General features: G+C 35.6%; 30 protein-coding genes. 13 read left to right on the top strand and 17 right to left on the bottom strand.

The features are described from left to right. Nucleotides 1–250, top strand: a 250-nt coding sequence (locus GMD78_RS14080; RefSeq protein WP_155669431.1) for an IS3 family transposase, incomplete at its 5' end; no start/stop codon positions are given. A 56-nt stretch (nucleotides 251–306) separates the two neighbouring features. On the opposite strand, the gene GMD78_RS14075 is transcribed toward GMD78_RS14080, so the two are convergent. After that, complete coding sequence (locus GMD78_RS14075) at nucleotides 307–759, bottom strand: DUF2269 family protein (RefSeq protein WP_343042330.1); 453 nt, start codon at nucleotides 757–759, stop codon at nucleotides 307–309. Nucleotides 760–791: 32 nt separating this feature from the next. Continuing rightward, the gene (locus GMD78_RS14070) at nucleotides 792–1,097 is read right to left on the bottom strand and encodes an amino acid decarboxylase (RefSeq protein WP_246187666.1); all 306 of its coding nucleotides are present in this window, start codon (nucleotides 1,095–1,097) and stop codon (nucleotides 792–794) included. A gap of 158 nt (nucleotides 1,098–1,255) precedes the next feature. Here GMD78_RS14070 and GMD78_RS14065 point away from each other — a divergent pair, with 158 nt between their 5' ends. After that, the gene (locus GMD78_RS14065; RefSeq protein ID WP_155669430.1) at nucleotides 1,256–1,816 is read left to right on the top strand and encodes a nitroreductase family protein; all 561 of its coding nucleotides are present in this window, start codon (nucleotides 1,256–1,258) and stop codon (nucleotides 1,814–1,816) included. Nucleotides 1,817–1,854: 38 nt separating this feature from the next. On the opposite strand, the gene ddlA is transcribed toward GMD78_RS14065, so the two are convergent. Beyond that, nucleotides 1,855–2,952, bottom strand: coding sequence for a D-alanine--D-alanine ligase (gene ddlA / locus GMD78_RS14060; RefSeq protein ID WP_155669429.1), 1,098 nt, complete (start codon nucleotides 2,950–2,952; stop codon nucleotides 1,855–1,857). Nucleotides 2,953–3,166: 214 nt separating this feature from the next. On the opposite strand from ddlA, the gene GMD78_RS14055 reads away from it, so the two are divergent. Then, complete coding sequence (locus tag GMD78_RS14055; RefSeq protein ID WP_155669428.1) at nucleotides 3,167–3,706, top strand: hypothetical protein; 540 nt, start codon at nucleotides 3,167–3,169, stop codon at nucleotides 3,704–3,706. Nucleotides 3,707–3,748: 42 nt separating this feature from the next. Here the strand turns inward: GMD78_RS14055 and GMD78_RS14050 are convergent, their stop codons facing one another. Continuing rightward, entirely contained in the window at nucleotides 3,749–4,609 is an 861-nt protein-coding gene (locus GMD78_RS14050) for an AraC family transcriptional regulator (protein WP_343042329.1), read from the bottom strand. Between the two features lie 424 nt (nucleotides 4,610–5,033). On the opposite strand from GMD78_RS14050, the gene GMD78_RS14045 reads away from it, so the two are divergent. Both GMD78_RS14045 and GMD78_RS21880 read left to right on the top strand, forming a co-directional pair. Beyond that, the gene (locus tag GMD78_RS14045) at nucleotides 5,034–5,393 is read left to right on the top strand and encodes a CotY/CotZ family spore coat protein (protein ID WP_155669427.1); all 360 of its coding nucleotides are present in this window, start codon (nucleotides 5,034–5,036) and stop codon (nucleotides 5,391–5,393) included. Beyond that, nucleotides 5,390–5,530 carry a CotY/CotZ family spore coat protein gene (locus GMD78_RS21880; RefSeq protein ID WP_343042331.1) on the top strand — a complete coding sequence of 47 codons (141 nt, stop codon included), beginning with the start codon at nucleotides 5,390–5,392 and terminating at the stop codon, nucleotides 5,528–5,530. Before GMD78_RS14045 ends, GMD78_RS21880 begins: the two co-directional genes overlap by 4 nt. 87 nt (nucleotides 5,531–5,617) lie before the next feature. Here GMD78_RS21880 and GMD78_RS14035 read toward each other — a convergent pair whose 3' ends face one another. From GMD78_RS14035 to GMD78_RS14010, 6 genes are read right to left on the bottom strand one after another with little or no spacing between them, the layout of a single operon-like run. Beyond that, nucleotides 5,618–6,958 carry an ABC transporter permease gene (locus GMD78_RS14035; protein WP_155669426.1) on the bottom strand — a complete coding sequence of 447 codons (1,341 nt, stop codon included), beginning with the start codon at nucleotides 6,956–6,958 and terminating at the stop codon, nucleotides 5,618–5,620. Then, nucleotides 6,955–7,647 (bottom strand): ABC transporter ATP-binding protein, encoded by a 693-nt coding sequence (locus GMD78_RS14030; RefSeq protein ID WP_155669425.1) that lies wholly within the window; start codon nucleotides 7,645–7,647, stop codon nucleotides 6,955–6,957. The genes GMD78_RS14035 and GMD78_RS14030 overlap by 4 nt, the downstream gene beginning before the upstream one ends. A 13-nt stretch (nucleotides 7,648–7,660) precedes the next feature. Continuing rightward, nucleotides 7,661–8,953 carry a hypothetical protein gene (locus GMD78_RS14025; RefSeq protein WP_155669424.1) on the bottom strand — a complete coding sequence of 431 codons (1,293 nt, stop codon included), beginning with the start codon at nucleotides 8,951–8,953 and terminating at the stop codon, nucleotides 7,661–7,663. 6 nt (nucleotides 8,954–8,959) lie between these two features. Beyond that, on the bottom strand, nucleotides 8,960–9,793 hold the full coding sequence (locus GMD78_RS14020; protein WP_155669423.1) for a hypothetical protein: 834 nt from the start codon (nucleotides 9,791–9,793) through the stop codon (nucleotides 8,960–8,962). Then, a complete protein-coding gene (locus GMD78_RS14015) occupies nucleotides 9,790–10,479 on the bottom strand; it encodes an ABC transporter ATP-binding protein (RefSeq protein WP_155669422.1) in 690 nt (229 codons plus the stop codon). Before GMD78_RS14015 ends, GMD78_RS14020 begins: the two co-directional genes overlap by 4 nt. Nucleotides 10,480–10,490: 11 nt before the next feature. After that, nucleotides 10,491–10,865 carry a GntR family transcriptional regulator gene (locus tag GMD78_RS14010; protein ID WP_155669421.1) on the bottom strand — a complete coding sequence of 125 codons (375 nt, stop codon included), beginning with the start codon at nucleotides 10,863–10,865 and terminating at the stop codon, nucleotides 10,491–10,493. 296 nt (nucleotides 10,866–11,161) lie between these two features. On the opposite strand from GMD78_RS14010, the gene GMD78_RS14005 reads away from it, so the two are divergent. Both GMD78_RS14005 and GMD78_RS14000 read left to right on the top strand, forming a co-directional pair. Next, the gene (locus tag GMD78_RS14005) at nucleotides 11,162–11,926 is read left to right on the top strand and encodes an exodeoxyribonuclease III (RefSeq protein ID WP_155669420.1); all 765 of its coding nucleotides are present in this window, start codon (nucleotides 11,162–11,164) and stop codon (nucleotides 11,924–11,926) included. Nucleotides 11,927–11,941: 15 nt separating this feature from the next. Continuing rightward, nucleotides 11,942–12,334 (top strand): hypothetical protein, encoded by a 393-nt coding sequence (locus tag GMD78_RS14000; RefSeq protein WP_343042326.1) that lies wholly within the window; start codon nucleotides 11,942–11,944, stop codon nucleotides 12,332–12,334. Between the two features lie 68 nt (nucleotides 12,335–12,402). Here GMD78_RS14000 and GMD78_RS13995 read toward each other — a convergent pair whose 3' ends face one another. The 4 genes from GMD78_RS13995 to GMD78_RS13980 all read right to left on the bottom strand — a co-directional run bounded on the left by GMD78_RS13995 (nucleotide 12,403) and on the right by GMD78_RS13980 (nucleotide 15,866). Continuing rightward, nucleotides 12,403–13,350, bottom strand: coding sequence for an MBL fold metallo-hydrolase (locus tag GMD78_RS13995; protein WP_155669419.1), 948 nt, complete (start codon nucleotides 13,348–13,350; stop codon nucleotides 12,403–12,405). Between the two features lie 79 nt (nucleotides 13,351–13,429). Continuing rightward, nucleotides 13,430–14,107 (bottom strand): serine/threonine protein kinase, encoded by a 678-nt coding sequence (locus GMD78_RS13990; RefSeq protein ID WP_155669418.1) that lies wholly within the window; start codon nucleotides 14,105–14,107, stop codon nucleotides 13,430–13,432. Nucleotides 14,108–14,243: 136 nt separating this feature from the next. Beyond that, the gene (locus tag GMD78_RS13985) at nucleotides 14,244–15,602 is read right to left on the bottom strand and encodes a tripartite tricarboxylate transporter permease (protein WP_155669417.1); all 1,359 of its coding nucleotides are present in this window, start codon (nucleotides 15,600–15,602) and stop codon (nucleotides 14,244–14,246) included. Nucleotides 15,603–15,605: 3 nt separating this feature from the next. Further along, nucleotides 15,606–15,866 carry a hypothetical protein gene (locus GMD78_RS13980; protein ID WP_155669416.1) on the bottom strand — a complete coding sequence of 87 codons (261 nt, stop codon included), beginning with the start codon at nucleotides 15,864–15,866 and terminating at the stop codon, nucleotides 15,606–15,608. A 182-nt stretch (nucleotides 15,867–16,048) separates the two neighbouring features. On the opposite strand from GMD78_RS13980, the gene GMD78_RS13975 reads away from it, so the two are divergent. Beyond that, a complete protein-coding gene (locus GMD78_RS13975) occupies nucleotides 16,049–16,657 on the top strand; it encodes a spore coat protein (RefSeq protein ID WP_343042325.1) in 609 nt (202 codons plus the stop codon). 21 nt (nucleotides 16,658–16,678) lie between these two features. Then, nucleotides 16,679–17,104 carry a hypothetical protein gene (locus GMD78_RS21405; RefSeq protein ID WP_196493829.1) on the top strand — a complete coding sequence of 142 codons (426 nt, stop codon included), beginning with the start codon at nucleotides 16,679–16,681 and terminating at the stop codon, nucleotides 17,102–17,104. Between the two features lie 39 nt (nucleotides 17,105–17,143). On the opposite strand, the gene GMD78_RS21400 is transcribed toward GMD78_RS21405, so the two are convergent. Both GMD78_RS21400 and GMD78_RS13960 read right to left on the bottom strand, forming a co-directional pair. Further along, complete coding sequence (locus GMD78_RS21400) at nucleotides 17,144–17,320, bottom strand: hypothetical protein (protein WP_196493828.1); 177 nt, start codon at nucleotides 17,318–17,320, stop codon at nucleotides 17,144–17,146. 19 nt (nucleotides 17,321–17,339) lie between these two features. Further along, nucleotides 17,340–19,292: an aconitate hydratase gene (locus GMD78_RS13960; protein ID WP_155669413.1), complete on the bottom strand. Its 1,953-nt coding sequence runs from the start codon at nucleotides 19,290–19,292 to the stop codon at nucleotides 17,340–17,342. Nucleotides 19,293–19,441: 149 nt separating this feature from the next. Here GMD78_RS13960 and GMD78_RS13955 point away from each other — a divergent pair, with 149 nt between their 5' ends. After that, nucleotides 19,442–20,236, top strand: coding sequence for a TIGR00266 family protein (locus tag GMD78_RS13955; protein WP_155669412.1), 795 nt, complete (start codon nucleotides 19,442–19,444; stop codon nucleotides 20,234–20,236). 43 nt (nucleotides 20,237–20,279) lie between these two features. Here the strand turns inward: GMD78_RS13955 and GMD78_RS13950 are convergent, their stop codons facing one another. Then, nucleotides 20,280–21,152 carry a YitT family protein gene (locus GMD78_RS13950; protein ID WP_246187665.1) on the bottom strand — a complete coding sequence of 291 codons (873 nt, stop codon included), beginning with the start codon at nucleotides 21,150–21,152 and terminating at the stop codon, nucleotides 20,280–20,282. Between the two features lie 209 nt (nucleotides 21,153–21,361). Between GMD78_RS13950 and ltaS the strand changes: the two genes are divergently transcribed. From ltaS to GMD78_RS13935, 3 genes are all read left to right on the top strand, one after another. Then, complete coding sequence (ltaS, locus tag GMD78_RS13945; protein WP_155669411.1) at nucleotides 21,362–23,377, top strand: lipoteichoic acid synthase; 2,016 nt, start codon at nucleotides 21,362–21,364, stop codon at nucleotides 23,375–23,377. 107 nt (nucleotides 23,378–23,484) lie between these two features. Then, nucleotides 23,485–23,661 carry a YfhD family protein gene (locus tag GMD78_RS13940; RefSeq protein WP_155669410.1) on the top strand — a complete coding sequence of 59 codons (177 nt, stop codon included), beginning with the start codon at nucleotides 23,485–23,487 and terminating at the stop codon, nucleotides 23,659–23,661. Nucleotides 23,662–23,775: 114 nt separating this feature from the next. Beyond that, nucleotides 23,776–24,228: a YueI family protein gene (locus tag GMD78_RS13935; RefSeq protein ID WP_155669409.1), complete on the top strand. Its 453-nt coding sequence runs from the start codon at nucleotides 23,776–23,778 to the stop codon at nucleotides 24,226–24,228. The last annotated feature ends 27 nt before the right edge of the window (nucleotides 24,229–24,255 follow it).

Below are 24,255 nucleotides of genomic sequence, written 5' to 3'. Positions count from 1 at the left end.
AAGGATGGTTAAGAAATATGATTTAGGCCAATCCATGTCAAGACGAGGAAACTGTTGGGATAACGCCCCACAAGAATCATTTTTTGGGCATTTTAAAGATGAAGCATATATTAAACCTTGTGAAACCATAGATGAGTTAAAGCGAGAAATTAAGAGTTATATGACTTATTACAACAACTACAGATATCAATGGAATCTAAAAAAGATGACCCCTGTACAATACAGGAATCACCTTTCCAGTGTAGCATAGTCTTTTTTAAAATAGTCCTTTACAAAGGGTACATTTTACATACTAAAGTGTTTGTTTTAAAAAGGCTTTAATATCATTAAAGCAATAACGATTAGAAAAATTATATTTTCTAGTCGTTCTACAAAAAATAACTTTTTAGAGAGTATATAGTACTTATCAGGAATTTGCTCTCCTTGATAATTCTGTAGTAATTCTTTAATCGGTTTTGATCGTGGGGCTAATAGTAGTGGACCAAATGCTAGGGCTACTAAAAATAATGATAGACTAATTATATACCACCCTTGTTTAAACATATATGGATTTAAATACCCCATCCATAAACCAGTTATTAATAATAATGTACCACCGACCATAACAAATACATGCAATTTATTACGAATCAAATATGCATGTCTGAGTTCCGTCATTGTGGTAGCCTTGGATACTGTAAAAATCATAAAAAAGCCTGGCCCCATGCCTAGTATAGCTGAAAAAATATGAACAAATACGAGAAATTCATAGAATGTCACTGGTTATACCTCCAACATTAGGTGTAGGACGATTAGCAGTGATCATTAAAAGATTGGTCAGCTAGGTTCTGAGATTCCTCTACTCCAATTTCCTTCAACTTTACTGCTACTAATCGAAAATGACCTGCTTCAACCTCATCCACAACTACGTTCATCCCGAAGCTTTCAAGACCATTTATAACTGGCTGTCCTCGGCGTGGTAGATGTATTTCAAAGATAGTTCCAACTGGAGCAGTTTTAACATAATCAAATATTTCATTTCTCGGATGCTCTCCATTTAAAATCCGTTCACGTACATCAATAATTGCTTTTTGTCCTTCCGTTTTTACCTCAAGCACACGAACCACTCCTTTATTTATATGAATTATCACTAGTATACTCTATCCTCATTACAAGCAACGTGATAAAAATCACACATAAATTTGCTTTTTAGCTTCATTTTATCTACAATTGTTGATAACCATTATCAATTACTTAACAAAGGGGTAGAATTTGAATGGAAATGATCAAGCAACAATCCCAATTAGCAAAAATCATCCGTGACCGACGTTCAGTCAAAAAGGGATATAATCATAAAGAAGTAACAGAAGAAGTAGTTCGGGATCTATTAGATAGTGCTATTTGGGCACCAACTCACGGAATGCGCCAACCATGGAGGTTTATATTTATTGGACAAGACCAAAAGCCGAATTTTGCCAAGAAAGTAGCAGCAACATATCCAGAGGAAAAACAAGAAAATAGAGAAGCATATTTAAATGAACCGAATGCCATTCTCATTGTTGTGATGGACGAGCCTGACAATCAAAAACAATGGGATGAAAATTATGGAGCGGTCTCCTGTATGATTCAAAATTTTTGGTTACTTGCTTGGGAGCAGAAGCTAGGTGTAGTTTGGAAAACAAATCCACACATATATGACCCAAAAGTAAAAGATATATTAGATGTTGGTGAACATGAGAAAATTGTAGGGTTTATCCACATGGGCTACTTTGATGAAGAGCCAATCAAAAAAGATCGTGTTTCTGTTTCTACTAAATTTTCTACTTATAAAGGATAAAAAGAACACCAAGTGCGAAACACTTGGTGTTCTTCTTGTTAATCCCATACTGTATTTTTCAAATCATTATCCCGTTGATGACGTTCAATCGCTAGTTCAATTAACTTACTAATTAATTCTGAATAAGCTATTCCACTTATTTCCCAAAGCTTAGGATACATACTAATCTTTGTAAAGCCAGGTAAAGTATTTACTTCGTTTACGTATAACTCCCCCTCTGCAGTAAGGAAAAAGTCTACACGAGCTAACCCTTCACACTGCAGTGTTTCAAATGCCTTTATAGCTGTTTCTTGAACTTTTTTAATCATTTCATCAGATAATTCAGCTGGAATAGCAAGTTCTGCACCTTTTTCATCAATGTACTTAGACTCATAGGAATAGAACTCTGTTTGAGGTAGGATTTCTCCCGGGACAGATGCCATGGGATCTTCATTACCAAGTACAGAACACTCGATTTCACGTCCAATAACCGTTTCCTCAATGACAATTTTATTATCATATTGAAAAGCCGAATCTACAGCCTTCTCAAACTCTTCTTCCGTTGTAACTTTACTTACCCCAACAGAAGATCCTTGGTTTGCTGGTTTAATAAACATTGGTGTTCCTAAGTATTGTTTTATATCTTCATAGTTAATTTTAGGCCGTTTTACTTTCGAAAACGTAAAGCCCTTAGCTACATTTATTCCTGCACCTTGTAATAGTCTCTTTGCAATATCTTTATCCATACAAATGGAGGAACCTAATACACTAGGTCCAACGAATGGTAAATTAGCAATTCGTAACATACCTTGAAGGCTACCGTCTTCTCCTAATGTTCCATGTACAATTGGAAAAACTACATCTAGCTGATCTAAATTCACAGCATTTCCGGCATGGATCAATTGGTTATCGGTTGAACCTGGTACAATAGCGATATTATCATTTGATTTATTTAATTGAATTAACTTTGGATTTTCTGCATTTAATAAATAGGAAGATTGGTCATTTAAGTGCCATTTTCCCTCTTTATCTATACCAATAAGGACTACTTCATATTTCTCTTTATCAATTGCATCCACAATATTTTTTGCTGACTGAAGAGAAACCTCATGTTCGGCAGATTTCCCACCGAAGATAATGCCAACTTTTTTCTTCATTATAAACTTCCTTTCTTAGTGAAACTTCCGTTACTCTTCTACTCATTGATTGTTTGAAACGATAAATATAACCATACATTTAAAATAGCATAAATTAGCTTGTTTTTAATAGTAGCAACTAAGAAAAATATTCGATATAGCTTGTTCATATTCTTTCGTAAGATGGAATACATTTATAGTGGATAATGAATAATTATATGTTGGAGCTGAAGCCATGACAATTTCTCTACTTGTCATTTTAGGACTATGTAGTATAGAGGTAATAGCTATTCTTTGGTTAATATTTCGAAATCATCATTCCATTTCAAGGATGCATGGAATGGTACTAGCAATGGCATTGGGAATGGGCGTGGGTTTATTAATTGGAACTATTTTAGGCGCCATGTTACATGGTAACTTATATGTTTCTACGATTTATTCCATCTTAATTGGACTATCCATTGGATTTATTGCTGGTATACCATTCCATATAAGTGCAGTAATTGATGGTAGTTTAGCTGGCTTAATGGGAGGAATGATGGGTGCCATGCTAGGTGAAATGATTATGATGACTAGCTCTGAGGCAACCATTAAACTTCTATCCTTTTTTATTACGATGATTTTTTTACTAGTAATCTACACAATAGAAGAATCTACTGAAAAAAAACATTCCATGCTATCACCGTTTTCTATTTTAAAACATAAATACTTATTACTTTTTATTATTACAATTATATTTATCGGTTTAAAATACTTAGGTCCTGTAACAGCATAAGGAGTGATTACAGTGGTTGTAATCACTCCTTTATAACCGTACCTACTTGTTCATAATTGGAATCCAAACCTCACAGCGATGATCCTCATCATTCACATTTCCTTCTATTGGATATACCTCTATTTCTGGAGCATCGGAATGTTCGTATCCTGTTGACGGGAACCACTCAGAGAATATTCGTTGCCAAACATTTTGAATAGAATGAGGAAGAGCCCCAACCGCTTCAAATACTGCCCATGTTGAAGCAGTAATCTCTTTGGCCTCCCATTCTTCAGGAGCCTGCTCTGTTTCTTCAATAGCGACAAAATAAGTGAATTCTTCCTGTTGCTGATCAAAATCTAGGCATACCCCAAGCACTCCCATCGAACCACTTAAGTTTGCCAAATCCATACCAAACTTACTTCTTTTTGTTTCCTCCCAAAATTCAGGGATTTTACGCAAATTTTCCCCTTCTCTAGTAGTGACCCGTATCCCCTTACCCACGATCCGAAATGCATCCTTTTCTATAATCTTATAATCCATCTCCACATCACCCTTTATTTGAATTTGAAAGGAAAGTCTCGAGAATGCCTTCAGTGGTTGTCCTCGATTTTTTGCTGCAGACGGACTTAAACCGTGTACTTTTCTAAAGGCTTTTGAAAAAGACTCTGGAGTCTCGTAGCCATACTTTAAAGCGATATCGATTACTCTTTGATTGGTTTGATTTAATTCTTGTGCAGCAAATGTAAGTCTTCGTTTTCGAATATACTCTGCTACAGTAACACCGGTAAGAATATGGAACGTGCGTTGATAATGAAATTTAGACATACACGCAACTTTTGCTATATGTTCAATTTCTATATCTGATGTCAAATTCTTTTCAATATAATCGATACTATCGATTAATCGCTGAAGACCTTCCACAAAATATCCCCTTCCTAAAACTTACTTTAGCATTCATCTTCTCCTTTATCCTGACCATCTGTGCTTTTAGATGACAGATGATCTATATAGAAAGAATACAACAAACAACGTGACTATCTTATTAATATTATAAACTATTAGTCCTTTTATGTACTCACTTTTTATGTAAAAGGAGCTAGTAAAACTAGTTCAAGATTTCATGAGTTGTGGAATTAAATCTACTAATAATGTAGATCTACTGTATCTTTATGAATAGCTGTCTAAACAGTGTTGGCACGTTATCAGCGTATTCACATAAATTTTATTTGAGCATGGACAACTTGCTCATTTTTACTAGAATATTGACTACTAAACAACCATAGTGAGAATTCCTACATAGATTATAATGTATTAATAAATATATAAAGAAAGAGAGGTTTTTTCTATGAGTTGTTCACGTAGTAGACAAGGAGACTGCGTATGTGATGTAGTTCGGAAAATTGTAAAAGCACAAGATGAAGTAGCTGTTGTCACTAACGATAATTGCTGTACTACAGGGTGTAAACAATCTATCGACCAGTTACTTTCCCCCGTAAACGGCCCAGTAGATACAACGATTCCATTTTTACTTTATTGCAAAGGAGACTGTGACCTCTTTGTGGCAACCGGGATAAGAGATAACAATTTGTTTGAATGCGTAGAAACTGCTGTCTTCCGTGCAAAGAAAATTGATAAAGATTGCTGTGCTGTACTAGAGCTCCTAGAATTTGAAGAAGCAACTGAAAATTACCACATCTCCCTATAAAGAAGGATGCATGTGATGTAATTGTTCCACCTAATACAGGTAACTTAGTTGAAACAGGCATCTGTATTACAGTTGATTTACACTGTTTCTGCACAATTCAATGTCTATCTCCAACAACACCTCTATCAGCAGCTTAAATTTAATAAAACCCAAAACTATAGTAGTTTCGGGTTTTATTATGAGATCGTTGATAATTAAGAGAGAATCACATATTTTTTTTAAATTTATATTTCTCGTCGCATCGCTTTTAATACATCAATTTGAGTAGCCCGTTTAGCTGGACGCATCCCTGATAGTATAGTAACGAATAAACATATTCCAACAGCAATCAGAACAAGCGTTAACGGTATTGCAGAAAACTGTAATCCCTCTGGCAGTTCATCCTGAAATGCCATCTCAATAATTATTGGGAGTCCTAAATTCACCAGAAGACTAATTAAATAGGCAACAATCGTACCAACAATAGCTCCAATTATTCCAATATAACTACTTTCTAAAAGAAAAATTTGTTTAATCGTTTTTGGATTTGCTCCAATTGCCTTCATGATCCCAATATCTGGTGCACGTTCAGTCACCGCCATCGTCATCGTGTTATATATACCAATTGATGCGATAATTATTGCAATGGTACCAACTAATATCAAACCAGCTTTAGCAATCGTAAACAACATGTTAATCTGTTTCATTTCACTAACAACGGAATAGATTGCATAATTTTTTTCTTCCAATTCATCTGAAACCCCTTGAACCGCTTCTAAATTTGTTGCATAAACTTTTACATCATCAAAGGTGTTAGAGGTATCTACTTCATTTATGTTCTCAGGGTCAATTCCTAATTCTCCACCTGGTGTACCTGTAAACTCTTCCACTTTGGCATAAATCTCCTGAGAAATGTAAACATTACTATCTTGCATCCACTCTCTTGTAGGTTTTTCTAAGACACCTACAATTGTTAAGGACATTGTTTCGTAAATTTCTTCACCTTCTACATCTTTTCTTACCTTCATGTCCATTGTTTTCCCAATTAAATCATCCTGGTACAAATATTCACTTTTAATTTCTCCACTTTCTTCGTCATAAATATCTGCATTGTCCATATCTTTGACTAAATGTTTTACAAAGTGATACCCGACCACAACTTCATTTATATTTTCAGGTAATCGCCCTCCACTAAGCTCTAATCCCGACTCAACCTCGGAAGGGAAATGAGTCGAATAGGCCATCGCTTCTGCGTCATATTCATCGATTGAATACGTTGGAATTTGGCGTAGTTGATTTCGTCTAGTGACAGCTTTAACTCCTTCAACCGATTCTAAGTATTCTACATCTTCCATGGATAACGGACGGTAATTGCCTTCACTTTCATGACCATAAACATCAATTTTCGTTACTACCTGTTCCTCTAATGTATCCTTTACCACCGTCTCCTGTAACCCATATCCAACCGATGCAAGAACGATTAGAAAAGCACATCCCATTGCAGTCGCTAATATGGTCATAGATGTTCTTACTCTATTCTTTTTAATGTTTTGTCTAATAAATCGAAACTGATCTTTTATTTTCATAGAGAGTCACTCCCCTCTATGAGTTGGCCATCACTAATTGTGATCGAACGATGGCCAATATGTGCAACCTCTTCATCATGAGTAATAATTAAAAATGTAACACCTAATTCTTTATTTAACTTCTGAATAAACGTTAAGAGATCTGCTTCTGTCTCACTATCGAGACTACCAGTTGGCTCATCAGCAAGGATTAATGGTGGCTCTAAAACTAATGCTCTACCGATACTAACACGTTGCTGTTGTCCACCAGACAATTCGCTAGGGTAATGATCCTTAAACTCTTCTAAACCTACCTTTTCTAGCATAGCTATTGTTTTCTGTTTTCTATCTATCTCACTTTCCCCCTTTAAAATTAAAGGAAGCTCAATATTTTGGTAAGCCGTCATACTAGGGATCAATTGAAAACTTTGAAAAATAAATCCCATTTGATTCAAACGAAAATCAGCAAATTTAGCTTCTGAGAAATCTGTTACTTTCTGATCTTTTATCCAAATATCGCCTTCAGTAGGTTTAATAAAACCACTAATCAAGTTTAATAAAGTAGACTTCCCCGACCCACTCTTTCCAACTATTGATACAATCTCTCCCGCTTCTACCTGCAAAGATATATCTTTTAAAACAGGTAGAGTCGTTTTATTCTCTTTCTTTCCTAGTTCAAAATGATGACTTAGTTGTTTAACCTTTATCAAAACGTATCCCCCATTAGTCTTTCATATTTATTTCATATATATATAGCTCATAGTCCGATTGGTTTGAATTTGGATCCTTTATTTCTAGTTTCCCTTCATATAAGGTTTCACCTGAATGAATATCGGTAACTAAGATATTTGTTTCTTTCTGCTGCAGATTATCTCCTTGATTGGTAGCAACAACATACATTTTTCCATTGTTAATCTTTATAAAAGGATTTAACTCGGGTGTAATAGCTAGATCAAACGTTTGTTTAGTCCCTATTTCTTGACTTCCAATATGATAGGAAGTTACTTCTAAACCATCTTCTGAAGAAGTTATAAAGTAAATCTCATCATTATACGGTCTAATGGTAGCGGCATCCATTAAAACTTGAAGTTCTTCAGGGAGTGATATTTCTTCTATCTCATTCGTTTCATAGTTATAAGCGAATAATTGATTTTCTTTTACCTCCATACCATATGGAACCTCATCCGCTTCATAAAAAGATCTTTCATTATATTCTCCATACTCTTCCTCTGGTACTCTTACTTCTTCCATTACCATCTTTTTTAAAACAAGATAGTTGTTTGGTTCTACATTATCCGTTTCATTTAAATTGACCACGTCTGTCCAACCTTGACCTTCATTTGTGCTTGGAATGGATAGAAGTTCCTGATCGGATATCAATTCTTGATTATCTAAATCGAATGTATACACATGTATTTCCATCTCTTCTTCGTAATTTTTTGGATGGTTTCTCGTAGTAATGTTAAGCTTTCGATCTACTAACTGAACGTCCTCTACTGAAACCCAGTGAAAATCCTCTACGTTTGGTACATCATATTGAAAAGAGGTTATTACTTGCTCTGTCTCCTTATCTAATACGTCTATAACAAACGATCCATTATCTGGTTGCACATAATCACCATAGACCCATTTAACGTCTGCATAAGCTAATGATTTCTCATCCTCATAGAAAGAATAGATCCCCAGTTTTCCTCGCATAAAACTTCGATACTCTTTTCGGTAATTTTTAATCCGATCATCGTAATGATCCAATCTTTCAATAAAGGATAAATCACTAGTAAATGATGCATGATCCTTCTCTATTACAATACGATCGTACATCCCTGCTAAGGATTGTTCTGTATAATCAGCAGTAATCGTAATTCCATCTATATGACTCTCATCTCCGCTAATTTTAGTAAATGTAAATTGAGGGAGATAGTCACTTGCAAAGCTAGATTGTAAATAGTAGGTGCTAATTGTAACTAAAATAACAATAATAATTAGAATCGACTGCCAATATCGTTTTATATTCATCTCCAATCACACCCTTATCTTATTCTTTAATAGATAATTACTAAGCCAAATTGACATGGCAGTTACAATCACAGCCATTAAGCAGCTAAGTAAAAATATTTCTAATGGATAGAAGAAATTCACCAATATTAATCCATCAATTAGTACTGGGGAAAATAATATTAGTAATGAAAAACCTCCGTATAATACCCCTAAAACGACACCTTTCAATCGAAAACTCCGTTCAAATAGAATCGATGTAAAGACAACAAATACTGCCATAAATCCCAATCCATAATAAATCAAGAATTCAGTAAACGAATATGGAAAAAGTATGGCTAAATAATAAAATGAATTAATAATCTCCGCAGTTGCTAAATCCGTTCTTAAATCTGTAGGTATTATCAACTGTAAAATATTATTCTCTATTGGGAGTAATATTAGCTGAATAGAAACCAAACCTAGCACGAATAAAAAGATGGTTGTTGCTTTTGCAAGATACACATTTAACCTGGCAGTAGGTAACATTAATAATCGATAAATAAAGGTATTCTTGCCAAACCAATCACGGTACCAGATGAAGAACACATAAATCAATAGTGTAACAATACATAAAGCAATTGGTCCCACAAACCAAGTGGTTTGCGTCACTTGAAGAAAAGAAAATGAACCATATTGTTGTAAAAATGTCTCCTTAGAGAGCATTTCTTTATACATCATTTCATTGGCTAAATTTAAATAATTTTTCGATGTAAAGATGACACCCAGTAGTTGAGAAACAATTGTAACTCCAACTAAAACAAGATATATCTTAAGAAATCGTTTGATTTCAAAATCAACTAATTTTAAATATCTGCTCATGACTGATACACCTCTCTCATCACATCAATAACTGACTTACCTTCATTTTCACGAATTTCTTCCGTATTAAATTCTTTTAACACAACACCTTCATTTAATAAAATTGCTTTATCAATTAGATGCTCAATATCATTAATTTCATGTGTTGTAATAATAACGCCACGATCTTCAATTAAGTGACTAGTAAATACCTCAGCAATTTGCTCTCGGCTAAAGATATCAATCCCTGAAAATGGCTCATCCATCAGTACATAATCCACATCCATTGCTAATCCTAATAAAAGATTTACTTTTGCCGTATTACCTTTGGAAAGACTAGAAATCCGTTCATTTTTATCCAATTTAAAAAAGCCAAGCATTTCATCAGCACGTTTTTGATTCCAACAGTCATAAAAATCATCCATAAACTGCATTGCATCCGAAATTTTCATTTGTGGAAGCATGGTAATCGCATCAGGTATAAATGTAATTTTTTCATAGCTACCTTTGTGTATTTCTTCTCCATTGATTAATATTTGCCCATTATTAATTGGTGTAAGTGCCATAATGGCATTCATGATCGTTGTTTTACCAACACCATTTATACCTATTAAACAAGTTATCTCACCTTTTTCAGCTGTAAAGGAAATCCCTTTTAGTACTTGTTTACGACCAAATTTTTTCGTAACACCTTTTACCTCTATCATGAAAGTCCCCCCTATTCATCACAATGCTTTTCATAATTTTCTTTTACTAAATCTAACACTTCTTCTAATGGAACATTGATGGAACGAACGGAAGTAATAAATGAATCTACTGCTTGTAATATCAATTCTTCTCTAACAGCCTTCAAAACCTGTTCATCTTTTGTTATCCGACTTGGTAAATTTCTTTCGGTATAAATCAAGCGTTGTTCCTCCATTTCCTTATACGCACGTTGCGCTGTATTCGGATTAATCTTTAATTTATTTGCTAACTCTCGACGTGACGATATTTCTTCTCCCGGTTCTAGACTACCTGTGGCAATTTGTTCTTTAAAATGGCGTATAACCTGTATATAAACAGGATCACGATTATTAAAATTCACATTCATACCCACAACTCCTATATTTCATGGTGTATTTCAAACTACAACTGTATTAATCGATTAATACAGCAAACGCAAAAAAATATGTACTAACCAGTTAATACACTATCTATGGTGTATTATAGACTTAATACACTATGAGTGTCAACAAGAAAAAAATATTATGTTAAAATATATTGGACAAATAGCTATATTAGAAAACTTGGTATTCGCCAAGCCTTTATGGTGAATGCCAAGTTGCACTTATGCAAGATAGGAAAGTTTATCCTTTCCAATCTACCAATGAAGGGGAATTAACACCTATGAAACTCGTGTCTTGGAATGTAAACGGACTTCGCGCTTGTGTGCGAAAAGGTTTTTTAGAATATTTTCATCGAATAAATGCAGATATTTTCTGTGTACAGGAAACAAAATTACAAGAAGGTCAAATCCAACTAGAATTAGAAGGCTATCATCAATACTGGAATTATGCAGAGCGAAAAGGATACTCCGGTACTGCTGTTTTTACAAAGAAAAAACCATTATCTGTGAGCTATGGTTTAGGAAATGATACTAGCCAACCAGAAGGTCGAATTCTAACTTTAGAATATGAAGGCTTCTATTTAGTAAATGTATACACCCCAAACTCACAACGAGATTTAGCACGTCTTGATATTAGATTAAATTGGGAAGACATGTTCCTTGATCACATCAAAGCTTTAGATGCTAAGAAACCAGTTGTCTTATGTGGAGATTTAAATGTTGCTCACCAGGAAATAGATTTAAAAAATTATAAAACGAACCACGGTAACTCTGGTTTTACAAAAGAAGAACGTGGAAAAATGACTAGATTGCTAGAAACTGGATTCATAGATACATTACGTTATTTTCATCCCAAAACAGAAGGAATATATACGTGGTGGTCTTACATGAAAACAGTTCGAGAGAGAAATATAGGCTGGCGGATTGATTATTTTATAGTATCTAATCGACTAGAAAACTATTTAAAAGACTCACAGGTACATGCAGACGTATTAGGAAGCGACCATTGTCCAATTATGTTAAGTTTAGAAGAACCAAAACATTAAAAGGAGGTAATATACGTGAATTCCTATAGCAAAATATTATTACGATTTTCTGCCATCTTTGCGTTAATCGGAGTGTTTTTAGGGTCACATATGGCTGGTGCTGGTGGTTATGCATTTAAATCCGTTCATGCGCATATTCTCGTTGTCGGCTGGTTAACACTATTTGCATGGGCAGTATATTACAAAATATTTACTCCCTCCAACAAAATTCTTGCAGCATTTCATGTTTGGACCGCTATAATCGGTACGGTTGGATTAACAACTGGTATGTGGTTTTACTTTTTAAATCCATTTCAATTTCCTAATTCCTTTACTACCGTTTTCTTTATTGTCGGAGGAACTATTTTACTTTTCAGCTTTGTACTATTTGTTTTGTTGACGTTCATGAGGACAGAAGAAGATATTTAAAGTTTGATATAAGGAAACAAGGTGATAAAAAGTGCCTATATTTATGTTAATATAAGCACTTTTCCTCGTTACTGTTTTATCTTTTGAAAGTAATCAATAATGCCTAAGGCACATACTTGCATATCTAGATTAATTAATATATATACATCGTGATCATCACTAACACCGAAATCATGTAAATATGCCTTCACACGATTTAACAGTCTTGTAGAAAGCTCATCATACCCCTTTCCTTCTGCAACTACTTGTTCTCCTTCTTCGACAAAGATATCTAACCATTCAGCCACCTGTATTAATGCCTTGGTTGTTTTTTTCGTCATCCCAAAATGCCCATAGTAAATTCTATCTAAATGTTTATCTAGCATTCTTTTAATCGAATCATGCATGGCATTTGGATCGAAATGATTCGGGGAGGTTGATGGTAAAAATAAATCAATACCTTCACGTATTAAATGTTCATATCGAACACCTACTGTATCTCCAGTAAACATTCCATTACTAATCGGATCATAAATACTAAAATGATGTCTAGCATGTCCTGGTGTATCTAAAAATTCTAATGTACAAGTAGAGCCTACCCGGAGTGTGTCACCTTCTCCTTTTACCAATAACCTATCTTCTGGGACTGGAATAATCGGTTCGAATAGTTCGGAAAAACTATCCCCATAAATTGCTCTAGCTCCTGCTGCTAGTTTTCTCGGATTTATTAAATGACGCTCTCCTTTAGGGTGAACAACCACTTTAGCATTTGGACATTGCTGCAATAACAACCCCGTACCCCCAGCGTGATCCAAATGAATATGTGTTACGATAATATACTTTACTTGATCTAAGGAGAGCCCTAAAGCATCTAATCCATTTTTAATATGTTTTACTGAAGGACTTGGTCCCGTTTCAATGATAGTGAGTTCCTCTTCCATTATGATATAAGAGCCAGTTCGGTCTGCTACCCCTAGATCAAAACCATCTATTAAATAAATCCGATCATCTAGTTGTATTGGTTCTTTGGATTGCATATGAATTCCTCCTTTGTACTAAAGTAACTATTTCCATGATAGCATACTAACTATTAATCCTATACTCCGTAATAGAACCTCATTTTTTGAATGGAATAAATCTCAAAACAAAATTTACAAAATCATCATAGGAAGAAAAATAAGCATCCCTCTTGTTATACCATTTTCGAATTGTATCTAATAACCAAAATGGAACTGACTTCCCAGCAATGATATGGTAATACTCTTCATATGCTTCTTTTAAATGTTCCCACCGAAAATCATTCCCTGGTTGTATATACTCCGTAACATCAATTATTTTCGCTCGATTGTCTTGAAGTAAAATATTTTTCAAATGCATATCACGGGGATTCAACCCTTTTTGACGTACATATTTTCTAGCATCCTCCACATCTTGTATCACCTGTTTTGGTATATGAATACCTTGTAATAGGCAATCAAAGAGAGTTACGCCATCTTCATAGCTTAAAACAAGGTATTTATCCTTTGCAGAAAAGCATGTAGGAAAAAATGGAGAATCTCCGATCATCTTATAAATCTTTTGTTCAATTTTAATCTTGTATAATTTGTCTTCTGCAAAAAGTTTGAATGCATAAGCTGGAGCAGATGGTGATTGGAACACAGCTGCATCTGTACCTATTCCAATACAATGCAGTCCATCTGTATCACCACTTATTGTTACAGGTTCGTTATTGGGATTGGAATAGATAGTAATTTTTGAAAGTGAGTCCCCAATTTTTTCCCATTCGGCTGCCATATCATCTCTCCGTTTCTTCGTATTTACTACTATATTTATGCGAGATATAAAGATCCATTAACTAAATTGTACTCCGATTTAAAAACACATGACAAGTAACGATGAACTGTCATGTGTTTAGATAGATATTCATTTTCTAAAAGAATAGCGATACAAGCCAAGGTGCTGCATATAGTGTCATAAACTGCACCCCGTAGTTAACTCCTTTTCGATGTAAAAATCCTGCTACCAACCCAACAAGAAGGACACCAAGTATATTAATAACTCCTGCATCCATATATGAAAGCATTAACACTAGACCAATGAACAGGCCAAGCATTGCTTCGTGTGGGACATATTTAAATACAAAAGCACATATTTGTTGCGCATATTTAATCGTAATATAAAACGTAATACTAATTGCCACAACTGCACCAATGATGGTTGCTAAAACAAACTCTCCCATTGACAGCAAATGATGGATATTATGATCCGGTGTAAATACTGGAGGTGCATTGAAAAGTGCTCCACCTGGCCCAATTGCTGTTGGCGATAAAGGTAGTCCAATCGCAATTAGTGGAATGAGTGTTCCAGCAATATAACCGGCATTTGTTAAACCATCCATACTAGAAACAGCTCTTGCAGCCCGTTTCACAGGATCCTTTATTTTACTTGTTAATGTTTCCCCAAGGAAAATTGTCATACCAACCGGACTCATAAAAAAGGTTAACACACCTAAAAATGATGCTAGTGAAGAAGTTCCAACTTCTTTTTTATCTAATATTTTAAAAGGATTCGGGAACCCTTTTTCTGCTTTTCTTTTTATTAGTTTAATTTCCTTAATACCATATTTAGGTAGTCGTTCCCTTACTTTTCTACTTAGTAATTCTACTAATTTTAAAATAACCGGTCCTAACGTAATACCTAAGAAAAATGATGTAAATACAGTTGTACCCTCAGGAACAACTCCAATCTCCCAGTATAATTGCCGTAATCCTTGTATTAGAAATGCAAAGGGAATTATCGATAAAAGGGCAAACCAACGATTTTTAGTCATTAAAGCTAGAAAAATTGCTCCACCTAGGAATACTTGATTTGCATATTGTGATAACGTGTCACCAAACGGGAGAAGAAAGTTAGCTAACAGTAAACTTAGCGGTACTGCAATAATAGTACCTATTACAGAACCGGATGCCATTTTCCGTATACTTACTTCTGGCATACCATGCTTTTTCAATATCATGGCATGCTCTACCATCGGAGCTGACATAACTCCTCCAGGAATACCAGCTATGGCAACCGGTATCGAGTCTGTTAACTTTTTTGCAATAATAGCAGATATAAAAAATGTTAAAATGACAATTGGTTCAAACCCAGTTAATACCAAAACCATCGTAACAGGAGCTAATACAGCAGTCTCATCCGTACCTGGTGCAATACCAATAATTGTGTATAACACGGTTCCCACTAAGGAGGCTAATACCATTTGAAGAATTAATAATAAATCTAATTCCATGGTTTATTCCTCCTCTTCCACGTATTGAAATGTTCGTTTCGGTTTAATGGCAATACTACTAATCACAAAACCAATCACAGCTCCTACCAAACCATATATAAGTGGTTTCGGTGGTTCATTTGGAGCAATCAAGTAAGCTCCTAAAGTAGTAATACTACATATGATAAGACTTAAAACTAAATCTTTAATATGAACTAGATCTTCCCAAACCTCTATATTTTCATCATCTTTCACATGACTTTTATTAATCTCTTTACCAGACATAGCCCTCTCCCTTTAACCTTATGTAATTAACTGCTTATAATTATACAATGACACATAATATTACTAAAGAATTTTGTGAAATAAATTACAAAGTAATGGAAAGTTTTAGGATGTTCCTGATGCATAATTTATGTACTTAGGATAAAAATATTTATGACTAACATTAACTAGGAGGTAATCAAGTGAATAATCAACAACAAAATATGCAGGATTCTTCTCAAATGCCTGCACAGCAAAGTCATGGTGGTCATGAGCTATTTGATGCGCATGAAGCAATTAGTGGATTAGTAGGTGGAATGGAACAGTACCTGTTATACGATCAACATGTACAGGATCCAGAATTAAAAACGATGCTTCAACAGCATAAAACATTTTTGAATCAGCTTTATAATACATTAGTGGAAACATTAAAAACCGGTCAGGAACCAACTGTTCCAACTCAAACTTATAACATGACACAAAGCAATGATGTGGTGTATGGCATGCAACCATCACAACCAAAAACTCCTGCACAAACCGTAAACGAGTTAAATGATCAATGTATTTCTAGCTTTATGATGGGTTGCTTAAAATCTGCTGCATCATCATTTACAATGGCTGCTCTCGAGTCAACAAACCCAGTTATGCGAAGAGTATTTCAGGATAGTATTCCAAACTTAATCGAGATGGCTTATGAAGTATTCTTGTATCAAAATAAAAACCAATATTATCAGGTTCCTCAATTAAAACAACAGGATATGCAAAATTATATGAACAGCTTTGCACCACTCCAAGGTAACATGCCACACTAATTAGTAAAGGGTGCCCTTATTATGGGCATCCTTTACTTTTATTTTTTTGAAGCTCCTGCTTCTGTGTCCGATGTTCCGCTCCTGTGTCCGATGTTCCGCTCCTGTGTCCGATGTTCCGCTCCCGTGTCCGATGTTTCCGCTCTCGTGTCCGATGTTCACGCACTCGTGTCCGATGTCCACACTCTCGTGTCCGATGTCCACGCTCTCGTGTCCGATGTTTCCGCTCCCGTGTCCGATGTTCACGCTCTCGTGTCCGATGTTCACGCTTCTGTGTCCGATGTTTCCGCTCCCGTGTCCGATGTTCACGCTTCTGTGTCCGATGTTCTACCGCAAGTGTCCGATGTTCACCCCCCTGTGTCCGATATTCACGCTCCTGTGTCCGATATTCTACCGCGCCTCCCTCCCGATCTTGCAGCCGATGCCCTCGCTACCCTAAAACCTACATAAAAAACAAAAGGTGTCCCTATAGGAACACCCATTTATAAGTCAGTCTAACAATCGATTGTTTTCATCTACATCCATTACACGTGAAGTGGTTGCAGCGTCACTTTGGTTATATATTCCATCTCCGTTACAAACACTGCATCGATATTGCCATCCTTCTTGGTCAGCTAAAATACCACTACCATCACAAGCCTTACACCTTTGTTTTCCATCAACCATGAATTAATCCTCCTTACGATTAAGATTTAACTCTTCTGTCTTTCACCCAATTAATGATTCCGCCTTTTAACATAATGTCAATTTGGCGTTCGGATAATGCGTGTCTTACTTTAATTTCTTGATTTTTACCCTTCACACTCATATTAAATTCTGTTCCCTGTTTTATTTTTTCCCTAAGACCAGTAGCTTCGAGCACATCTCCTTGTTCCAGTAAGTCAAAGTCTTCTTCATTTACAAATGTTAAAGGTAATACTCCAAAATTTACTAGGTTTTGCCAATGGATTCGGGCAAAATCCTTTACCAAAGCTACTCGTAAACCAAGATATCGAGGTGCAAGTGCTGCATGCTCTCTACTTGACCCCTGACCATAGTTGAAACCAGCTACAACCGCATGCCCACCTTTATCTACCGTATCTTTTCCTCTTTGATAATACGTTTCATCAATAATTTCGAAGGTAAACTTACTAATTTCAGGTAGATTACTACGATAAGGAAGCACACGTGCCCCACCTGCTAGTATTTCATCGGTAGATATATTGTCACCCATTTTAAGAAGAATAGGTATTTCAATATGATCTGGCATTTCATCCATTTCAGGAATCGATGCAATATTTGGTCCTTTTTCCAGTTTTACATTTTTTGCTTCCTCATATGGTAATGGCTCATCTAACAAATTAACATCAATAGTAGGATTCTTCGGATCGTTTACTTTTGGATATTTCATATCTAATGTTCTAGGATCTGTTATTTTCCCAGTTAAAGCAGATGCTGCAGCTGTTTCTGGACTACATAGAAAAACACTATCTTCTCTCGTACCAGATCTTCCTGGGAAATTTCGTGGCGTTGTCCGTAAACTATTTCTACCTGATGCTGGCGCTTGCCCCATTCCAATACATCCATTACACCCAGCTTGATGTAACCGTGCTCCAGCTGAAAGCAAGCTAGCAATATGACTCTCCTTAACAAGATCGGTTAGCATTTGCCTAGAAGTCGGATTAATATCAAATGAAACTCCATGTGCAATATGCTTTCCTTTTACAATTTCAGCTGCGATTGCAAAATCACGGTATCCTGGATTAGCAGAAGAACCAACATAGGATTGATAGATAGGGGTACCCGCTACTTCACTAACAGGAACAACATTACCTGGACTAGAAGGTTTAGCTATCATTGGTTCAATCTCTGATAAATTTAACTCCTCATTAATGTCATACGTAGCACCGTCATCTGGAACCAGCTCTATCCAGTCATCTTCACGTCCTTGCTCTTTCAAGAAACGTTTAATCTCCTTATCGGAAGGAAAAACAGTTCCAGTCGCACCAAGCTCTGCTCCCATATTTGCAATTACATGACGATCCATTGCACTTAAGGATTCTAACCCTGGCCCATAATATTCAATAACTTTTCCAACGCCACCTTTTACATCATGGCGACGTAGAAGTTCTAAGATAACATCCTTTGCACTTACCCAATCAGGAAGCTCTCCAGTTAACTTAATTCCCCAAACCTTAGGCATCTTTACATAGAATGGTTCACCAGCGATAGCCATTGCCACATCAATTCCGCCAGCCCCCATTGCTAACATACCCATACAGCCATTTGCACAAGTATGGCTATCTGATCCAAGTAGCGTTTTACCCGGCTTAGCCAATCGTTGCATATGCACAGGATGACTTACACCATTACCGGGGCGGCTATGGTATAGACCAAACCTCCTTGTAGCACTATGTAGGAATAAGTGATCATCAGGATTTTTACTATCCTCCTGAATGAGATTATGGTCCACATATTGGGCTGATGCTTCTGTTCTCGCTCTATCCAATTCCATAGCTTCTAACTCAAGCATCACCAACGTACCGGTTGCATCCTGGGTCAACGTCTGGTCAATTTTCAACCCAATTTCTCGACCAGGTGTCATCTCCCCTGAGACAAGGTGATCCTTGATCAGTTTTTGGGTAATATTTAACGCCATCAAATTTCCTCCTTTATAAGAACATATTTATTCTCCTTATTATTCTATGGAGAAAAGCGAATAATTATTTGGAACTATATATAATTAACATGAATCTTTTCGGAAACCTTATTCGTACTATTAGAAAACGAGTGAGAGGATTGAGAAAATTGAATAATCATGAGATTGACTACAAACTTTATGGTGACGACATGCAATTTGTAGAAGTAGAGCTTGACCCTGAGGAAACAGTTATAGCTGAAGCAGGGAGCCTTATGATGATGGATGAACATATTCGTATGGAAACCATTTTTGGAGATGGTTCTAACCAAAGCGGAGGACTTATGGGAAAACTACTTGGGGCAGGAAAACGTGTACTTACTGGGGAAAGTCTATTTATGACCGCTTTTACCAATGAAGGTTCAGGCAAAAAGCACGTATCGTTTGCTTCTCCCTATCCAGGAAAAATAATTCCAATGGACTTAAGCGAAATTAACGGTAAATTGATCTGCCAAAAAGATGCGTTTTTAGCTGCAGCAAAAGGAGTTTCTGTTGGAATTGAATTTCAGCGAAAAATTGGTACTGGTTTTTTTGGTGGAGAAGGATTTATTATGCAAAAGCTTGAAGGAGATGGAATGTCTTTTGTACATGCTGGAGGCACAATTCATAAACGAGAGCTTGGTGTTGGTGAAACCATACGAGTTGACACAGGCTGTCTAGTAGCCATGACGGGTGATATTGACTACAACATTGAGTATGTTGGTGGTGTTAAAACAGCTCTATTTGGCGGTGAGGGTCTATTTTTTGCTACGCTACGTGGACCAGGTAGCGTATGGATTCAATCTTTACCTTTCAGTAGACTGGCCAGCAGAGTATTTGCAGCTGCACCTGAAAAAGATGTTTCTAAAGGAGAGGGTAGTGTCGCTGGCGGTTTATTCGATCTGTTAGGTGGCGATCGACGTTAACTACCAAATAAAAAAATCGCACCCACTTAGGTGCGATTTATCTTTAAAGTTTTTGACCATAGTATTTATCCAATGAAAATCCTCTTCCTAGAATTTCAGATGCATTAATAAATACAACAAATGAATCTGGTTCCTCTTGTTGGAGTATTTTTTTTAGGTGTACTGCTTCTTGTTGTTCTGCGACGCATAAAATCATCGTCTTATCTTTATTGGAATAGCCACCAACAGAACGTATTTTGGTTAAACCACGATCAATTCCGTCACGAATAAGCGTTTGAATTTTTTCTTCATTCTCTGTAATGATTAGTATTAATTTTGAAGAAGATGTACGTAATTGAACAACATCAATTGCTTTACTACTAATATAAATAGTCATAAGTGCAAATAACGTTAACTCGAGATTAAAAACAATAATTGAACCAATTACAACGATTCCATCGACGATTAGCTGAGAATATCCACTGGATATACCAGTAAATCTCTTAACTATTTGAGCAATCGCTGCTGTACCACCAGTTGAACCGTTACCTTTATAGACAATTCCAAGACCAACTCCAAGAACAATCCCACCATAGATTGCACCTAGAATGGGATTGGTTATCGTATATGGGATATTTGCAGTTAATCCAATAACAAAAGGAACCCAAAATGTACCAACTAATGTTTTCCCACTAAAATCTTTTCCCATCGCAATCCAACCAATTATAAAAATTGGTACATTTATCATAAATTGTGTAAAAGCAGGACTCATTTCGTACAGTTCAAATAATATTGTACTTATCCCTGAAATCCCTCCCGCGGCTAGCTTAGAAGGTAATAAAAATATATTATAAGATAACGCTACTAAAGTAGCTCCAATTAGAATATACATATACTCTTTGGTTGTTTTGTTTAACCTATGCATTAATTTTCCCATGATGTAAAAATTCCTTTCACATAAAAAATACACACAAATTATATTTTAACATAGGAAATAACGTTTTAGGTCTTTTTATTTAGAAAGATAAACTAGATTCATAATCACCAATGGTAAATAATGTAAAAACACTTGCGTTAGGGGTAAAAATAGGTTAAAATGATAACTTGATAATTTAATATTACAAGCAAAATTATGGGGTGAATACGATGAAAAAGATCTTTACAACAAAAATGAGTTTCTTTTTCGTGGCAGTTATTTTACTTTGGATAAAATCGTATTTTATATATTCAATTGAATTTAGACTAGATATAAAAGGTGGGATACAAGAATTTCTATTATTCTTTAATCCATTAAGTTCCGCATTAATCTTTCTCGGACTAGCATTATTTGCTAAGGGAAAGCGAGCTGGTATATGGATCATTGTAATCGATACGATTATGACTATTCTCTTATATGCCAATGTAGTATATTATCGAGTTAATAACGACTACATCACGCTACCTACCCTTACCCAAACAAGCAATTTCGGTAGTCTTGGTGGAAGTATCGCAAGTTTAGTTACTTGGACGGATATACTATATGCAGTCGATATAATTATTCTGATTGCGTTATTCATGTGGAGCAAACGTTTTTGGTCAACTAGTAGAATGAGCTTTAAAAAGCCATTACTAGTACTAATTGCAGGAGCAATTGCTTTTTCTGTTAACTTAAGTATGGCAGAAGCAGATCGACCTCAATTATTAAAAAGAACATTTGACCGAAACTATATCGTCAAATATCTTGGAATATACAATTTTGCAGTATACGATGCAATTCAAAACGTAAAAACTTCATCACAACGTGTCCTTGCGGATAGTGATGATATTACAGAAGTAGAAAACTATACGAAAAATAAATTTGCTGAACCGAATGATGAATTATTCGGCACAGCGGCTGGAAAAAACATTATTAAAATCCATTTAGAGTCCTTTCAAACATTTCTAATTGATTATGAACTTCATGGTGAGGAAGTAACACCATTCTTAAATTCATTAGTTCATGACCAAGAGGAAGACTTTACGTATTTTGATAATATCTTCCATCAAACAGAACAAGGTAAAACAGCAGATGCAGAGTTCTTATTAGCTAACTCTATTTATGGGTTACCACAAGGTGCAGCATTTGTAACTCGTGGAAATAATACGTACCAAGCTTTTCCAGCAATTCTAAATCAAGAATTAGACTATACGTCAGCAGTATTCCACGGTGATTATAAATCATTCTGGAACCGCGATGAAATCTATAAGCAATTTGGTATCGACACGTATTTTGATGCAAGCTATTACAATATGATCGAAGAAAATGTTATTAACTATGGATTGAAGGATAAACCTTTCTTTGAAGAATCCATGCCATTATTAGAATCAATTGATCAACCATTTTACGCACATTTACAAACATTAACACATCATCATCCTTACTTAATTAGTGAAGAGGATGCAACAATCGCTCCCGCTGAAACTGGAGATGCTTCTGTTGACCGATATTTCCAAACAGCTCGTTATTTGGATGAAGCGTTAGAACAGTTCTTTACGGACTTAAAAGAAGCAGGTATGTATGATGATTCCGTTATTATCCTTTATGGGGACCATTATGGAATATCTCAAAACCATAACCGTGCAATGAAAGAGTTACTTGGAGAAGAAATTACAGCATTTAAAAATGCTCAATTACAACGAGTACCACTCTTCATAAAAATCCCTGGAGTAGATGGCCAAGGCACAAACCACAATTATGGTGGACTAATTGATGTAATGCCAACTCTAATGCACTTAATAGGAATTAATGGTCAAGACTATATTCAATTTGGTACGGATCTATTCTCTGATGAGCATAATCAAGTAGTTCCATTCCGTAATGGAGATGTTGTTACTCCTGAATTCAGCTATGTTTCAGGAACCTATTACGATACAACAACTGGTGAAGAACTTGAACCTACTGAGGAAATGGAAGAAATAAAAAATACCGCACAACATGAGCTAGAGCTTTCCGATAAATTATTAAATGGAGATTTATTACGCTTCTACCAACCAACGGAGGCATGGGAACCTGTTGATCCTTCCATTTATAAATATGGAAAAGAAGCTTATGATCCATTCGAATCTGAATATGAAGAACCATTTGATGATGTTATCGAGTATGAAGATTATAATAAAGAAAAAGAAGAAACAAACGAAAATTAAAGTTGAAGTAATCAGTGGAGTGATTCCATTGATTACTTCTTTTTTACATCTTTCATGCTAATTGGGTACATACTAATGAAGAAAAATCATGAAAAGAGGTGCTTACATTGGGTGGAAGAGATGATCATAACAAATCAAAAGGCCATAATTATCTTGCACAAACTCCTAAGAATCAAAAATCTGATGGTAGAGATATCGAGTTTTCTGAAGAGTTGGCTGACCATAATGATAAAGAGGCACAAGCTAGGAGTCGTGCAGCAGACCAACGTGCAAAAAGAAAATAATGATCTCAAGGTGGCGGTTCTTATAAGAATCGCCCTTAAAAGTAACGTTACAATTGCACCAATTCCCTTTCCTACATACAATGAAGGTATATCATTATAAAGTGAGGAATACATATGGCTAATAAAAACGTCGAGGACTACCTTACAGAGGGCATTCATGGTACTCGCCTACCCAAACAAGGAGAACGCGATTATTTTCTAGGAACCCTTCGAGAACGGATCGTATTAGCTCTAAAGATTGGGCAAATTATGACAAACAAGGGATTAGGAAAGTTAGAAGAAGAGATGCAAAAACATAAGGATGCAAAGCTTATTTTTAATGGTCATGTAGCTAGTAAATTTTTAAAAGCTGAAAAAGAATTGGCTGATCAATACAACATCCCCTACACTGTTGTAACAAATGAAGAAACGGATACCGATATTGGTGCAGTACTAACCTATGACTACGCGATTGACAAAGAGGATATTTTTCTCGATGAGGAAGAGGAATTAGATAGTGAGGAGGAAGCAAACGAAGCACCTACATCTTTTCTATCAAAAATAAAACAATGGTTCGACCCTTCCTAAAATGAGTTATAATCCATCCTATTCTAA

The sequence above is a fragment of the Ornithinibacillus caprae genome, from assembly GCF_009728145.1.
GTDB lineage: Bacteria > Bacillota > Bacilli > Bacillales > Amphibacillaceae > Ornithinibacillus > Ornithinibacillus caprae.
Note: the sequence above shows the minus strand (reverse complement) of the source record. Positions and strands in the feature narration are given on the sequence as shown.

Coding starts and splice junctions, on each gene's coding strand:
- GMD78_RS13950 (WP_246187665.1), bottom strand. CDS start 21,152: ATGGGAAAATTAATGCATAGGTTAAACAAAACAACCAAAGAGTATATG.
- ltaS (WP_155669411.1), top strand. CDS start 21,362: ATGAAAAAGATCTTTACAACAAAAATGAGTTTCTTTTTCGTGGCAGTT.
- ddlA (WP_155669429.1), bottom strand. CDS start 2,952: ATGAAGAAAAAAGTTGGCATTATCTTCGGTGGGAAATCTGCCGAACAT.
- GMD78_RS13980 (WP_155669416.1), bottom strand. CDS start 15,866: ATGTCTGGTAAAGAGATTAATAAAAGTCATGTGAAAGATGATGAAAAT.
- GMD78_RS14015 (WP_155669422.1), bottom strand. CDS start 10,479: ATGATAGAGGTAAAAGGTGTTACGAAAAAATTTGGTCGTAAACAAGTA.
- GMD78_RS14045 (WP_155669427.1), top strand. CDS start 5,034: ATGAGTTGTTCACGTAGTAGACAAGGAGACTGCGTATGTGATGTAGTT.
- GMD78_RS14055 (WP_155669428.1), top strand. CDS start 3,167: ATGACAATTTCTCTACTTGTCATTTTAGGACTATGTAGTATAGAGGTA.
- GMD78_RS14035 (WP_155669426.1), bottom strand. CDS start 6,958: ATGAAAATAAAAGATCAGTTTCGATTTATTAGACAAAACATTAAAAAG.
- GMD78_RS13995 (WP_155669419.1), bottom strand. CDS start 13,350: ATGCAATCCAAAGAACCAATACAACTAGATGATCGGATTTATTTAATA.
- GMD78_RS14005 (WP_155669420.1), top strand. CDS start 11,162: ATGAAACTCGTGTCTTGGAATGTAAACGGACTTCGCGCTTGTGTGCGA.
- GMD78_RS13990 (WP_155669418.1), bottom strand. CDS start 14,107: ATGGCAGCCGAATGGGAAAAAATTGGGGACTCACTTTCAAAAATTACT.
- GMD78_RS21400 (WP_196493828.1), bottom strand. CDS start 17,320: ATGGTTGATGGAAAACAAAGGTGTAAGGCTTGTGATGGTAGTGGTATT.
- GMD78_RS13935 (WP_155669409.1), top strand. CDS start 23,776: ATGGCTAATAAAAACGTCGAGGACTACCTTACAGAGGGCATTCATGGT.
- GMD78_RS21405 (WP_196493829.1), top strand. CDS start 16,679: ATGGGCATCCTTTACTTTTATTTTTTTGAAGCTCCTGCTTCTGTGTCC.
- GMD78_RS14065 (WP_155669430.1), top strand. CDS start 1,256: ATGGAAATGATCAAGCAACAATCCCAATTAGCAAAAATCATCCGTGAC.
- GMD78_RS13985 (WP_155669417.1), bottom strand. CDS start 15,602: ATGGAATTAGATTTATTATTAATTCTTCAAATGGTATTAGCCTCCTTA.
- GMD78_RS14020 (WP_155669423.1), bottom strand. CDS start 9,793: ATGAGCAGATATTTAAAATTAGTTGATTTTGAAATCAAACGATTTCTT.
- GMD78_RS14010 (WP_155669421.1), bottom strand. CDS start 10,865: ATGAATGTGAATTTTAATAATCGTGATCCTGTTTATATACAGGTTATA.
- GMD78_RS13960 (WP_155669413.1), bottom strand. CDS start 19,292: ATGGCGTTAAATATTACCCAAAAACTGATCAAGGATCACCTTGTCTCA.
- GMD78_RS14025 (WP_155669424.1), bottom strand. CDS start 8,953: ATGAATATAAAACGATATTGGCAGTCGATTCTAATTATTATTGTTATT.